The organism is Alcaligenes sp. GW821-FHT11D07 (assembly GCF_058808495.1).
This window is the reverse complement of the sequence record NZ_JBXART010000003.1, coordinates 631,187-645,497: the sequence shown is the minus strand read 5'-3', so window position 1 is coordinate 645,497 and position 14,311 is coordinate 631,187. Positions and strand designations below refer to the sequence as shown.

Annotated in this window: 11 protein-coding genes; 9 read left to right on the top strand and 2 right to left on the bottom strand. The window is 56.7% G+C overall.

Features of this window, described 5'->3' with window-relative positions:
- The first annotated feature begins 85 nt into the window (after positions 1-85).
- From AC1RSM_RS15965 to AC1RSM_RS15945, 5 genes are all read left to right on the top strand, one after another.
- Entirely contained in the window at positions 86-1,498 is a 1,413-nt protein-coding gene (locus tag AC1RSM_RS15965) for a gluconate:proton symporter (protein WP_492933537.1), read from the top strand.
- Positions 1,499-1,517: 19 nt separating this feature from the next.
- On the top strand, positions 1,518-2,363 hold the full coding sequence (locus AC1RSM_RS15960; protein WP_492933536.1) for a serine hydrolase: 846 nt from the start codon (positions 1,518-1,520) through the stop codon (positions 2,361-2,363).
- Positions 2,364-2,385: 22 nt separating this feature from the next.
- Positions 2,386-3,210 (top strand): carbon-nitrogen hydrolase family protein, encoded by an 825-nt coding sequence (locus AC1RSM_RS15955; RefSeq protein ID WP_492933535.1) that lies wholly within the window; start codon positions 2,386-2,388, stop codon positions 3,208-3,210.
- A 30-nt stretch (positions 3,211-3,240) separates the two neighbouring features.
- Entirely contained in the window at positions 3,241-4,044 is an 804-nt protein-coding gene (gene hutG / locus AC1RSM_RS15950; RefSeq protein WP_492933533.1) for an N-formylglutamate deformylase, read from the top strand.
- A gap of 82 nt (positions 4,045-4,126) precedes the next feature.
- Positions 4,127-4,975 carry a putative RNA methyltransferase gene (locus AC1RSM_RS15945; protein ID WP_492933532.1) on the top strand — a complete coding sequence of 283 codons (849 nt, stop codon included), beginning with the start codon at positions 4,127-4,129 and terminating at the stop codon, positions 4,973-4,975.
- Here the strand turns inward: AC1RSM_RS15945 and AC1RSM_RS15940 are convergent.
- Positions 4,972-6,561: a sensor domain-containing diguanylate cyclase gene (locus AC1RSM_RS15940; protein ID WP_492933531.1), complete on the bottom strand. Its 1,590-nt coding sequence runs from the start codon at positions 6,559-6,561 to the stop codon at positions 4,972-4,974. The two genes, AC1RSM_RS15945 and AC1RSM_RS15940, sit on opposite strands and share 4 nt — an antisense overlap.
- A gap of 265 nt (positions 6,562-6,826) precedes the next feature.
- Between AC1RSM_RS15940 and acnA the strand changes: the two genes are divergently transcribed.
- Both acnA and AC1RSM_RS15930 read left to right on the top strand, forming a co-directional pair.
- Positions 6,827-9,580 (top strand): aconitate hydratase AcnA, encoded by a 2,754-nt coding sequence (gene acnA, locus AC1RSM_RS15935; protein ID WP_492933530.1) that lies wholly within the window; start codon positions 6,827-6,829, stop codon positions 9,578-9,580.
- A 261-nt stretch (positions 9,581-9,841) separates the two neighbouring features.
- The gene (locus AC1RSM_RS15930) at positions 9,842-11,257 is read left to right on the top strand and encodes an MFS transporter (RefSeq protein ID WP_492933529.1); all 1,416 of its coding nucleotides are present in this window, start codon (positions 9,842-9,844) and stop codon (positions 11,255-11,257) included.
- Positions 11,258-11,259: 2 nt separating this feature from the next.
- Here AC1RSM_RS15930 and AC1RSM_RS15925 read toward each other — a convergent pair whose 3' ends face one another.
- Positions 11,260-12,108, bottom strand: coding sequence for an aldo/keto reductase (locus tag AC1RSM_RS15925; protein WP_492933527.1), 849 nt, complete (start codon positions 12,106-12,108; stop codon positions 11,260-11,262).
- Positions 12,109-12,407: 299 nt separating this feature from the next.
- Here AC1RSM_RS15925 and panB point away from each other — a divergent pair, with 299 nt between their 5' ends.
- Entirely contained in the window at positions 12,408-13,229 is an 822-nt protein-coding gene (gene panB, locus AC1RSM_RS15920) for a 3-methyl-2-oxobutanoate hydroxymethyltransferase (RefSeq protein WP_492933526.1), read from the top strand.
- A gap of 64 nt (positions 13,230-13,293) precedes the next feature.
- The gene (locus AC1RSM_RS15915; protein WP_492933525.1) at positions 13,294-14,259 is read left to right on the top strand and encodes a LysR family transcriptional regulator; all 966 of its coding nucleotides are present in this window, start codon (positions 13,294-13,296) and stop codon (positions 14,257-14,259) included.
- The last annotated feature ends 52 nt before the right edge of the window (positions 14,260-14,311 follow it).

The window sequence follows — 14,311 nt, the reverse complement described above, 5'->3', positions numbered from 1 at the left end:
GGGCCGTCAACCAGGTCAGGGTGATTGCATCACATGCAGGCCAGTCTTATGAAAGCTGGCCAGGAAGGATCGTTAAGGAGACGACATGAGTGTCATTCAGCAACAAATGCCAACAGGCAAGCGCAATGCTGCCATGGTGGTGTTTTTAATTGGCATGGCTATTGCCTTGTACACCCACTTCTATATGCCGGGTGAAAGCTCCCTGTGGGGTTTGACGCCGGTAGTGGTGTTTGCGCTTATTGCCTTGCTGGGCGTGGATATTGTTCTGGCTACTATTGGCGCCATTGTTCTGGGCGCCATTATGACCAGTACAACGCCTATTGCCATGGGCAAGCTGCTGGCCGAGTCCTTGGGCTCGTTTATTGCTGTTGTGGGTTTGATCATTGTGCTGGGCGCCGGGGTGGGCGAGGTTGCTGCCCGTACAGGGGCGGCCGAGCAGTTGGTGCGAGCCATTGTCAAACGTATTGGTCTGTCCAACCCCTTGCGCGTCCGCCTGGGCATCATGGTGGCTTCCACCCTGATCTGTGGCGCTCTGGGTACCTTGGCCGGTGGTAACGCGATTATTGCTGCTGTGGTGATCCCTATTGCCGCTGCCGTGCGTCTGTCTCCCCCTGCCGTTGCTGCCTTGTTCCAAAGCGCCGGTTCGGCGGGTCTGGTTCTGGGCCCGTTCACGCCTAACGTGGTGACGGTAACTGGCCTGACAGGTCTGAGCTACACCGAGTACTTGCTGGTTGCTGGCCTGCCTATGGCTATTGCTACCTTGCTGACCGGCTGGTTCATGTCGGGTCGCATCCAAAAGATCACTAAAGATCATTTTCAGTACGAAGAAGCCTCGCAAGGTGCGGCGGCTTTCGACGTGAATGCCAAGGCGTCGCCTAAAGCGGTTCGTGCTGCCTGGGCATTTTGCATCACCATTGTGGGTCTGGCCGCTGTTGGTATCGCCTCCAAAGCCGGTTTTGCTTACGCCATCATTGTGATGGTATCCCTGGGCGCCACGACCGGTCTGGCCGGTGGTCTGAACCCACGCGAAATTTTGCAGGCCATGTATGCCGGTGCGGGCAAGCTGATCTGGATTTTCTTCCTGTTCTGGCTATTTAACCCGGTGCTGGTTCTGGTTGACCAACTGAACGCGTATCACGCCTTGCTGGATTCGGTGCAGCCGTATCTGATCGGTATCAGCGGTGCGGTGCTGTGTATGTTGATCGTGGCCTTTAACGTGGTCGGTCATATTCCCGGTGCTGCCGTGGCGCAGATGACCTTTACGGCCAAGATCTTTGGTCCCGTGTTGGCGGCTGCTGGTGTGGGCCCTGCGGCTACCGCAGCCGTGATTCTGGGCAGTTCGCAGATTGACTGGTTTGGTCCATTCCCTTCTTCAGACATGTTCGGACAGATGGGCCTGGCGCGCTCTACGCAGCTCAAGTACATGTTGTATAACGGCTGGGCGGTCATGGCCATCAACTTACTGATGTTCGCCGGCCTGTTCATGATTTTGGTCTGAGTACTGAAGGAGAGTTTGCATGTTTACCTTAGGAAGCGAGTTGTTGGATACAGCGTTGGTACGCCAACGTTTACAAGAACGTCTTGAACCATTGCTGGCTCAAGAGTCCGCCCGTATTTCGATGGCGGTCTACGCTACCGACGGTACCTCCTTGTTCGAGTGGCATGCGCAGCGCGTCATGCCCTCGGCCAGCCTGATCAAAACGCCGATGCTGCTGTGTCTGCTGGAACAGGTGGCACAGGGCAAGCTCTCGCTTGATACGGTTTACCCTCTGCCCGAGGGCGACCGTACCCCCGGCACCGGCATTTTGAGCCAGTTGCCTGGCGTACCCAGCCTGAGCCTGCGCGAGCTGGCGCTGCTGATGATTATCCTGAGCGATAACGTCGCCACCAATGCCCTGATCGACTTGCTGGGCATGGATAACATCAACGCCTGGAGCGCTCAGGCGGGATTGAAACATACGGATTTGCAGCGCCACATGATGGACATGAAGGCGCGTGAAGCCGGCAAAGACAACTGGACCACAGTCCAGGACGCCTGCTCGACCTTGCTGTACTTGCTGCATTCGCCGGCCTTGCCAGAACACTTGCGTCAGCAAGGCCTGGACATGCTGGCCGATCAGCGCGAGCGAGGTCACTTTGCAGCGATTTTGCCCTCTATTGCTCAACTGGCTCACAAGACCGGCTCCTTGCCTGGTCTGCGTCATGACGCCGGTATTTTGACCATGGGTGATCGCAGTGTGGTGTTGGCCGTCATGGCCGATGGCTTTACCGATGGCCGCACCAGCACTTCCCTATACGGTGGCCAGGGGGCAGGGGTTTTGTCCCGCCTGGCTTTGGAAACGGCCCGCTCCCTGCAGTATTGAGCCGGTCCGAAAGGATAAGAGTATGTCTACGACACGTGTTGCCCTGGTTCAATTGGATAGCGGTCGTGACCGCCAGACCAATCTGGATCAGCTAGAACATTGGGTGCTGGCCGCTGCCAAAGATGGAGCACAATTGATTGTGACTCCGGAATACAGCGACGTGCGTGGTGACACGCCATGGCTGCAGCAAAACGCCACGCCCATTCCGGGCTTGGTCACTGAGCATATGGCCAGCCTGGCGCGTCGTACCGGCGCCTGGATTCATCTGGGTTCCATGCACGAGCGCCGTTCTGATGATCACCGCCTGGGCAACACCAGTGTCACCTTCTCGCCGGACGGCCAGATTGTGGCGCAGTACCGCAAAATGCATTTGTACGATGCGGTGGTCAATGGTTTGGAGTACCGTGAATCGGATGACTTCTGCCACGGCGAGCAGTTGCAAAATGTGCAGGTCGGGGAGTTGAACCTGGGCCTGAGCATTTGTTACGACATGCGCTTTGCCGAGCTGTTCCGCAGTCTGCGTGCGCGTGGCGCGAATGTGCTGGTGGTCCCGGCGGCCTTTAATGTCCATACCGGGCGCGATCACTGGGAAGTGTTGTTGCGTGCGCGTGCCATTGAAAACCAGTGCTACGTGCTGGCCGCAGCGCAAATCGGTGGCCCTGGCCCGGCGATGCCTTGCTTGGGTCGCAGCATGATTATTGATCCCTGGGGTACGGTGCTGGCTTGCATGCCCGATCATGCTGGCTATATCTGTGCCGATCTGGACCCTGCACGAGTACAGCGCATGCGTGAGTCACTTCCGGCCTGGCAGCACCGCCGGGGTGATCTGTATCCTATTCCTTCTTGATCTTGTACTGAAAAAGACTGGAGCCTATTGATGACAGTTCGTGCTGCATTTGAGTTTTATCCGGGCACAGCCCCCTTGCTGATTTCCATGCCTCACTCCGGCACCTATGTGCCTTCGGACTTGCTGGCGCGTTTTACGGAAACGGCGCGTCAGGTGCCCGATACGGATTGGCATATCCCTCGCTTGTACGAATGCGCCCGTCAGTTGGGCGCTTCGGTGCTGGTGGCGACACATTCGCGTTTTGTGGTTGATCAGAACCGTCCACCCGATAACAGCAGCCTGTACCCAGGCCAAAGCGTCACCGGCCTGTGTCCACTGGATACCTTTGGCGATGAGCGGATTTATCAGCCCGGCCAAGAGCCCGATGAGCGTGAAGTTGCCCAGCGTCGTGAAACCATCTGGTTGCCTTACCACCAGCAACTGGAAGAAGAGCTGACGCGCTTGCGTGCTTTGCATGGCCGTGTGGTCTTGTGGGATGCGCACTCGATCCGTTCGGTCGTCCCACGCTTTTTTGAAGGTCGTTTGCCAGACCTGAATTTTGGTACGGCCAACGGTGCCAGCTGCGACCCTGACTTGAGCGATCGCTTGATGAAAACGGCGTCGGCCAATAAAGACTACAGCAGCGTCTTGAATGGTCGCTTCAAAGGGGGCTACATCACACGTCACTATGGCCGCCCGGACCAGAATATTCACGCGGTGCAGCTGGAAATGGCACAGTGCTGTTATATGGAAGAGCAGTGGCCCTTTGATTACAAAGAGGACGCCGCCCGCAATATCCAGCCCCTGATCGAGGCCTTGCTGCGCGACGCGCTGGCCTTCGCGACACAAGCGTAAATTCACACGCAGCCTCCGGCTATAGACAGGCCGGGGCGCTACACTATTGCCTTGGCCACGGTGGCCGTAGAGCGATTAACTCATGTCTGACCTTTCCCCGCCCTTGTTTCAGAAGCTGTGCTGCCCCCTGGATGGCTTGCCGCTTACGTTGGATGCGTCCAGTTGGCGCTGTGCCTCTGGCCACTGCTTCGATACTGCCAGTCAGGGCTATATCAATCTGCTTCCTGTTCAAAACAAACGTTCACGCGATCCGGGCGATAGCAAGGAAATGGTCGCGGCACGCCGTCGCTACCTGGAATCCGGAGTCTATGAACCGATTGCGGCCGGAGTATGGCGTGCTTTGATGGAGGGGTTGGAAGGGGATGCGCCTTACGCCTGTCTGGATGCGGGTTGTGGTGAAGGTTATTACCCGCGCTATTTAAAGCAGCAGGACAAGGATGGGCAACTTGCCTTGGTGGGTCTGGATATCTCCAAATGGGCGGTTGTGGCGGCAGCCCGCAGTTCAGCGGATATTCGTTGGCTGGTGGGCAGCAATGCTCAATTGCCGGTGCCTGATGGCAGCCTGGACGCGCTCTTGTGTATGTTCGGCTTTGCGGTACCCGAGGAGTTTTTGCGGGCCTTGAAATCGGGCGGTATCTGGGTGCAGGTAGAGGCCGGGGCAGACCATTTGCTGGAGCTGCGTCGCATTATTTATCCCAGTCTGAAGGCAGACAAACCAGAGGCGTCCGAGCCTCCTGCCGGCTTCAGTCTGGAAGCGAGCGAGCGCATTCGCTGTGACGTTTCCCTGACATCCCAAGAGCAGATTGCGGATTTGCTCTTGATGACCCCGCATCTGTTTCGGGCCAGTGCGCAGGGCTTGGAGCAGGCCCGTCAATTGACGAGCCTGGATGTGCAGGTAGATGTGCTGATTAAGGTGCTACGACGCCTTTAAGCGACATCGCTGTCCGGGTTCAAGGTAGCGGCTGGATCACTGATTTCCACCCGGTTACGCCCATTGCGCTTGGCTCTGTACAGGGCTTCGTCCGCCAGTTTCAAAACCGTGCTGTGTTCACGAGCATGGATGGGCCAGTGGGCCAGCCCGATTGAAATGGTAATCGGGTAACTGGTGGGACTATTGGTTTCGCTGATCAAGATACGCAGGCGTTCGGCCAACTGCAGTGCCTGGTCTATGTCTTGATCGGGTAAGAAAATACAGAACTCTTCGCCACCGACTCTACAGATCAGGTCGGTATCGCGGGTACAGGCGCGCATGGTGTCGGACAGGAAAACCAGTACCAGATCGCCCACATCGTGCCCATGGGTGTCGTTAACCTGCTTGAAGTGGTCAATATCCACTGTCAGCACGCAAAAGGGCGTGTCGGTTTCCTTCCATTGCTGCAGCACGGCGGACATGCCTCGCCGGTTGTTCAGGCCGGTTAAGGGGTCGGTATTGCGTTCCACATTCATTACGCCCATTTTGCGGTTGACGCGTTTGAGCCCCAACAACATGGCCAGCTTGATCTGACGGGATTCGAAATACCAGGCATGGACTTGCTCGATACGCGAGCTGGCCTTGGCTGAATCCAGGTGTGGCGCTTGGCGGGCCAGCTGGCGCAAGGGTTTGGCAATCAACATGGCCAACATCCAGATCAGAATCTGTACGGCCAGGAAAAACGGGATGGAGTTGCGCAGGACCTTACCCAGCAAGACCGTCAGTTCATCCAGCACGACCTTGGTGGGGCTTTGCACCACCACACCCCATTGCACATCACTGCTGGGCGCAAAGCCGGCCAGCATGTCTATGCCTTTGATATTGCGCAGTGCCAAGGCATCACTTTCACCCTGGCTGACGGCATCAATGGCCGGGTTGCCGTGGATGATCTCACCGATACGGGATCGGTCGTGGTGAAAGATCAGCCGTTTGTGCTGGTCCACCACATAAATATAGGAGCCGTCGCGGTAAAAGTGCTCACCCAGCAAGGCGTTCAGGCTATTGGGTTCATGCAAATAAATAGAGCCCCCCACCAGACCCTTGTAGTTGCCGTTCGCATCAAAAATGGGGTGCGACAGAAAGATCAGCAAGCGTCCCGTTGCCGACAGGTAGGGAGGGCTGATGACGGGCACCTTGGTTTTCAGGGCCAGCTGCGTGCCTTCGCCTTTTAAAACGGTGCCAATCAGGCTGAGCTCGTGCGGCGCGTTGGCCAGCACCTGGCCTTTTTCGTCCAGGATCAGCACCGAGTTAAAGCTGTTGTTTTGTTCGTTCAGGCGCCGGACCTCGTCGTTCAAGGTTTGAGCGGCATTGGGCAGGGCACCGGAGAGTATGTCTGCGCTATAGCGCAGCTGCTGCTGCAAATTGGCAATGAAAGAGTCCGTGCTACTGGCCAATTTCTGAGCATAGGCCCGGTTTTTCTCCAGGGACTGCTCAATCAACAGGGTACGCTCCGCTGAATAGGCTCCGTATAGGGTGTAGCCCATGGTCAGCAGACTGCTGGCGGTAGCCAGCAAAAGAATCAGCCGGCGCAGATCAACAAAAAACATGAGGATGGGCGAGTGCTAGAGGTAAGAAGGGAGCAGATCGGGCCAGAAAGAAGGGCAGAAGAAGCCTAAACCATTATACGTAAAGAATGTTTCCAAGCTTGTGCAGGTGTGACTTCAGACCACATGCAGGACAGTGTGACGGCAGGGGGCAACTGCAGAGTGTAAGATGTGCAATGGTCTAGACCAATAGACAATTACCACACGTATGTTGCTGGCTGGGTAAATTGGATGGTATCGGCCGGCACTTTTCCATGGAGATCCCGATATGAAAAGCGTAGATAGTTTTAAGGCTTTGCACCAGTTGGATGTGGGCGGGCAGTCCTATGACTATTATCGGCTGGACGCGGTTCGCGGAGATGGCCTGGATGTTGCCAGCCTTCCCTACGGCTTGAAGATCCTGCTGGAAAATTTATTGCGTACGGAAGACGGCGGGGACGTTACAGCGGATGATATTCGTGCTTTGGCGGCCTGGAATCCCGCCGCAGAGCCGGATCGTGAAATTGCCTTTACGCCAGCGCGCGTCGTTTTGCAGGACTTTACCGGTGTGCCAGCCGTTGTGGATTTGGCCGCCATGCGTGAAGCCATGCAGGCTTTGGGTGGCGACCCTCAAAAAATCAATCCATTGGCACCGGTAGAGCTGGTTATCGACCACTCGGTCATCGTGGATGATTTTGGCAAACCCAGCTCCTTCGAGCGCAACGTACAGATCGAATACGAACGCAATATGGAGCGCTACCAGTTTTTGCGCTGGGGCCAAAGTGCGTTTGATAACTTCAAAGTGGTGCCTCCAGGCACGGGTATTGTTCACCAGGTCAACCTGGAACACTTGGCTCGAGTGGTCTTTACGCGCGATGAGCAAGGCCGTCAGTTGGCTTACCCCGACACCTGTGTGGGCACGGACTCGCATACGCCTATGGTCAACGGCTTGGGCGTGGTCGCCTGGGGTGTAGGAGGTATCGAGGCCGAAGCAGCCATGTTGGGTCAGCCCATTTCCATGCTGATTCCGCGTGTGGTGGGCTTTAAGCTGACCGGACAAATGCCGGAAGGAACCACAGCAACCGACTTGGTGCTGACCATTACCGATATGCTGCGCCAGCATGGCGTGGTGGGTAAGTTTGTGGAGTTCTACGGTCCAGGCGTCAGCGCGGTGCCACTGGCTAACCGCGCCACCATCGGCAATATGAGCCCTGAGTACGGCTCCACGATTTCCATGTTCCCGATTGACGAGGAAACCCTGCGTTATATGGAGCTGACAGGTCGCTCCAAAGAACAGATTGATCTGGTGCGTGCCTACGCCCAGGCTCAAGGCCTGTGGCACGATCCGCTGCACGAGCCGCGCTATTCCGAGCGTCTGGAGCTGGATCTGTCGACCGTCGTGCCTTCGATTGCCGGTCCCAAGCGTCCCCAGGACCGCATTGCCCTGTCTTCGTCCAAGCCGTCGTTCCGCACAGCGGTCCGCGAACTGCTGGGCGACGATGTAGCCACTTATGACGAAGCACTGGAAGAAAGTTTCCCCGCATCTGATGTGCCATCGCATGAGCCACCAAGCCCACGTAAGGAAGGTGTGAGCTTCACTTTGGCTGACGGCTCCCAGTGCCAGCTGGATCATGGCTCCGTGGTGATTGCGGCTATTACGTCTTGCACGAATACCTCCAACCCCAGCGTCATGATGGCAGCCGGTTTGCTGGCCAAGAAAGCCGTTGAAAAAGGCCTGGCACGTAAGCCTTGGGTAAAAACCAGTCTGGCTCCCGGATCGCGTGTGGTCACGGACTACTACGCACGTGCTGGCTTGACGCCGTTTCTGGACAAGCTGGGCTTTGATCTGGTGGGCTACGGTTGCACCACATGTATTGGTAACTCCGGCCCCTTGATTCCCGAAGTCAGTCAGGCTGTGACGCAGAATGATCTGGCGGTGGTGTCGGTGCTGTCCGGTAACCGTAACTTCGAGGGCCGTATTCACCCCGAAGTCAAAATGAACTACCTGATGTCGCCTCCCCTGGTGGTGGCCTACGCCTTGGCAGGCACGATGGATATCGACCTGTACAAAGAGCCTTTGGGTCAGGGCAGCGATGGCAAGGACGTGTTCCTGAAAGATATCTGGCCTTCCGCAGCCGAGGTGCAGGACGTGATCAGCAAGGCCATTGCTTCCGATATGTACCGTGATGGCTACGCCGATGTGTTCGCCGGTGATGAACGCTGGCGCTCTTTGCCGACCCCCGAAGGGGATCGCTTCGAGTGGCAGGAGGATTCCACGTATGTACGCAAACCGCCTTACTTTATTGACCTGAAGCGCGAACCTAGCCCGGTTTCGGATATTCGTGGCGCTCGTGTTCTGGCCAAGTTGGGTGATTCCGTGACTACGGACCATATCAGCCCCGCAGGTTCGATTGCTCGCACATCGCCTGCGGCGACCTATCTGATGGATAACGGTGTCAAACCTCAGGATTTCAACTCCTACGGTTCGCGCCGTGGTAACCACGAAGTCATGATTCGCGGCACTTTTGCCAACGTACGTCTGCGTAACCAGCTTGCCCCCGGCACCGAGGGCGGCTACACCCGCGACTTCACGCTGGAAGGCGCACCGGTATCGACTATTTACGATGCGTCACGCAACTACTTGCGTGACCAGGTGCCACTGCTGATTCTGGCAGGCAAAGAGTACGGTTCGGGTTCGTCGCGTGACTGGGCGGCCAAAGGGACAGTGCTGTTGGGCGTCCGTGCCGTTATTGCGGAGTCTTACGAGCGTATTCACCGCAGCAACTTGTTGGGTATGGGCGTAATGCCTTTGCAGTTCCCGGCAGGGGAAAACGCAGCCACATTGGGTCTGACCGGCGATGAAGTCTTTGATATTGAAGGCATTAGCGTACTGAATCAGGACAAGATCCCTGAGAAGGTAAAAGTACGTGCAGGTGATATTCAGTTCGAGGCCCTGGTCCGAATTGATACTCCTAGCGAAGCGCATTACTACCGTCACGGCGGTATCATGCAGTACGTTCTGCGGGGCTTGTTGAAGGCTTAAGCCCGTCTGTAGGCCACGGCGTGTTCAAGCACGCCAGCAAGTGCGTCAGTTGCCCAGTGCGGCTGACGCACTTGTGTGTTTGGAAGGCCGGCATGGTTGCCGGCTTTTTGTTGAGCAAGAAGTGAGGATCGCCGCTGGGGGCAGCGCAGGTCCTTGAGCAAATAGACAGCGCTTGCTTGTGCTAGAGAAAATACCGGGTTCAGGTCAGAACGAACCGTCTGCTGGATTTCAAGCGCACAGGCTTTCATGGAAACAAGAACAATGCAAAATACCCAAGAAGCTTCTTGGTCTGAACTACTGTCGGGCCGCAATGGTCTGCGCTCGCTGGCATTGGCCGGGGGCGTGGCCGTCCATGCCATCAACGTGTACGTGGCAACGACAATCTTGCCCTCCGTGGTGAAGGATATTGGTGGTCTGGAGTATTACGCCTGGAACACGACGCTGTTTGTGGTGGCTTCCATCCTGGGTTCTGCCTTGTCGCCCCAGGTGCTGGAGAAAATGGGCCTGCGGCATAGCTTTTTGATATCGCTGCTGTTTTTTGCGATTGGGACCACCTTGTGCGCTCTTGCACCGTCCATGCCCTTCCTTTTGTTTGCTCGTACGATACAGGGGTTGGGCGGCGGCCTTTTGCTAGGCTTGAGTTACTCGTCCATCCGACTGGTTTTTGAAGAACGGCTCTGGTCCCGAGTCATGGCCTTGGTATCCAGTATGTGGGGGATTGCGACCTTGTCGGGGCCTGCCATTGGTGGCATCTTTGCGCAGATGGGGCAGTGGCGTCTGGCTTTTTGGAGCGTGTTGCCCTGTGCGGCCTTGCTGGCGGTTCTGGTCTGGACACAACTGCGCGATGCGCGCGCACCTGAAACGCGTAAATCCGGCTCTACCTTGGGTAAGGTGTTGCTCTTGACCGCTTCAGTCTTGGTGATGTCGGCGGGTAGCCTCTCTTCCTCCTGGACCATTAACCTGGCAGGGGTGCTGGGTGGGGCCATTTTGGTTTATTTGATGGCGCGTGCGGACAGCAAGTCCACCAGTCGGCTCTTTCCGCAAGGGACGTATTCCATCAGCACAGCCTTGGGTAGCTTGTACGCCGGTATTGGCTTGGTCAGCGTGGCAGTCGCAACCGAAATTTTTATCCCGTATTTCTTGCAGATCATCCATCAAATGAGCCCGCTAAAAGCCGGGTATCTGACGGCCTTGATGTCGGGCGGATGGACCTTGGGTTCGATTGCCAGTTCCAGCCGTAGCTTGAAAACGGGCGACAGATTGATTATTGCCGGGCCCGTGGTCTCGGGCTTGTCACTGGCAGCCCTGGGAGTATTTATCCCGTGGGTGGGTTTGAGTGAAGGCGTGGATTATTCCTGGGCCTTGTATCTGTCTTTGCTGGGGGTCGGCTTGGGGATTGGCCTGGCGTGGCCACATTTGCTGACGCGGGTGTTTCATTCCGCACCCAAGGGGCAGGAAAATATTGCCTCGGCCGCCATTACCACCTTGCAGTTATTCACGATGGCATTGGGCGCGGCCTTGGCAGGAATTATTACAACCGCCTCAGGCTTTGTGGACCCCGGCGGGGTGCAGGGCGCACGCCAGTCGGCGCAGGCGCTGCTGTGGCTGTTTGCCTTGGCGCCCCTGCTCGCGGCCCTCTTGTCAGGGCCCGCGCGTCGGGTGCGCCCTAAGGCCTAGCCTTAGACCGTTTCTTTGGGCAAACGGAACAGTTCCGGGTCAGGGCCAAGGCGGCCTTCGGCCTGGTCCAGGCTGGCAATGTCAGCCATGTCCTGTTCACTCAGCTCAAAGCTGAAAATGTCCATATTGTCGCGTTGGCGCTCTGGGGAATTGGATTTGGTGATCACCATATTGCCCAGCTGAATCTGCCAGCGCAGCATGATTTGTGCCACCGAACGGCCGTGTTCCTTGGCAATCTTGTTCAGCACCGTATTGTCCCACAGCGTACCCAGTCCGAGCGGGCTCCATGCCTGGGTCTGGATGGCGTGATCGCTGTGATAGTGACGCGACTCCGCTTGCTGAAAGCCGGGGTGCAGCTCGATCTGGTTCAGCACGGGCAAAACACCGGTCTTATCCAGCAAGGTTTGCAGATGCTGGGGCAGGAAGTTGCACACGCCGATGGATTTCACGCGGCCTTCATTGCGCAGATTGATCAGTGTTTCCCAGGACTGCATGTACTGGCGGTTCTTGGGTACAGGCCAGTGGATCAGGTACAGGTCCACATAGTCCAGCTGCAGCTTTTCCATGCTTTGTTCAAAGGCAGCACGAGTGTTCTCGTGGCCATGCATGTCATTCCACAGTTTGGTGGTCACAAACAATTCTTCGCGCGGCACCTTGGACTGTCGAATGCCTTGTCCGACTTCGGCTTCATTGCCGTAAATAGCGGCGGTGTCGATCAAGCGATAGCCCGCTTCGATGCCACTGCACACGACATCGGCCGTTTGCTCATTAGGAACCTGCCAGACGCCCAGGCCTAGTTGCGGCGCACGGTTATCATCATGGAAGGTAATAGTTGGGGGGGTAGTCGACATAGGTCTCTCCTCGGTGTGGTGCACGGCAAAACAGCCAGGACATGGCTGATGAAACCACCGCGCATTGGGAACGATCGGGGTCTAGAGTACAAGCGGTGTCAAAGTAAAAGTCCTAAAAAGGACGGAATCCGCATGGGATGGACACGCGAAGCTTGTACGTAGGCAGGAAATTAGCTTATTGTTTTTTGTCCTGCGGCGATTATAGAGGCGTCGACTGGAATTTTTCTTAAGATGTTGCAATCTGCATCATTCATAATCCCATATAAGCATTTGCTGATGGGATTCCAGCTGGAGTAAGTATGAGCGTACATACCACGCAGGTTCGCGTCAGCGTTCCCGCCTTGATCGCCTGCAAGGGCAAACAAAAAATTGCTTCGTTAACAGCCTACATCGCGCCTATCGCACGGATGTTGGACGAGCACCTGGACATGATTCTGGTGGGCGACTCGACCGCTATGGTGGGCTACGCCATGCCCGATACCTTGAGCATTACGGTCGATATGATGGCTGCTCATGCAGCCGCCGTGGTGCGTGCGACTCAACACGCTTGTATTGTCGTTGATATGCCCTTTGGCAGCTATCAGGAATCACCCCAGCAGGCATTTGCCAATGCATCGCGTATGCTGGCCATCAGTGGCGCCCAGTCGGTCAAGCTGGAAGGCGGTCAGGCCATGGCAGAAACCACCCGTTTCCTGGTTGAGCGCGGCGTCCCCGTGCTGGCCCATGTCGGTTTGATGCCCCAGTACGTCAACACCATGGGTGGCTACAAAGCCCAGGGCATGACGGATGCCGCCGCCCAGCGCGTGCTGGAAGATGCCGTAGCCCACGCTCAGGCCGGTGCCTGGGGTGTGGTGCTGGAAGGCGTGGCAGAAAGTCTGGGCCGTCGCATTACTGAATCTATTGCTATCCCCACGATCGGCATTGGCGCCTCGCCTGCATGTGATGGCCAAGTGCTGGTCACCGAAGACATTTTGGGCCTGACCCACGGCAAGATCCCCAAGTTCGCCAAACCCTACGCGGATGTGGGTGCTGTGATCTCGCAAGCAGCAGCGCAATACGCGGCTGAAGTGCGTGATGGCTCTTTCCCGACATTGGATCAATGTTTCGGTGTGAAACGCTAGTCCGGCTAACTATTCCGCATTAGAATATTTCATGTTGATAAATGCGGCATCCACATAGAACGACATGGAAATTCGCCAATTAGAAGCTTTTGCAGCCGTGATGTCCGCAGGCAGTGTTACTGCTGCCGGCCGTTTGCTTGACCGCTCTCAGCCCGTGGTCAGCCGTCAGATCCAGGAATTAGAGCAGGAACTGGGCTTTAGACTGTTTACCCGCACTCGTCCGCAGGTCACTTTGACCGAGCAGGGGCGCGAGTTCTATCTGGAAGCCCGGCCCGTTTTGATGAACCTGGAGGTTCTGCAAAGTCGTGCCCTGGAAATCGCGCGTGGGGGCCTGCGGCCCCTGCGTATCGTGACAACCCATGCTCTGGCCATTGGCCTGTTGCCGCAAACTTTGGGCATCATGGAGCAGCACGATCCGGCATTCAAGCAAAAGCTGATTATTGATACGGTCAAACCGGAAGAAGTCGTGCAGGCCATCGACGAAGGGCGGGCAGATCTGGCTGTGACCAGTCTGCCGCTGGATATCGATGGCTGCACCTTGCACTGGTCCGGGCAAAGCCCGTGTTTGCTGGGCATGTCCGTCAACCACCCCTTGGCCCAGCAGGAAGTCGTACGGTTAAGTGATATTCAAGATACCCCCTTGATCACTATTCAGAACCGTCACCGTTTGCGCCATACACTGGCAACAGCCTTGCTGCGTGCCAGCCCGGAAGCCCCCGAAGATATACGCCATATTGAAGTTGCCTCCTCGCTGGAGGGCTTGGTCCTGGCCAGCCAAGGCGTGGGTGTTTCTTTGATTGACCCCTTTACCGCCCACGGTCTGCCCATTCCCAATGTGGCGTTGCGCCCGATTGATATCCACGTCCCTTATATGGTGGGCATGGTGTCTTTGCGTTCTCGTGAATTGCGCCCGGATGCCGTGCGCCTGGTGGAGGCCATGCGCCAGTACGTCTTGCAGTTCATTCCCCGTTTTGTGCTGGGTGATGATACGGGTCTGCCAAGTACGCAGGACCCGTTTGACTCGCTGTAGTCCAGCCTCTGTGACGCCGATGACAAGCGCGTCACAGCCAGCTTTGGCCTCA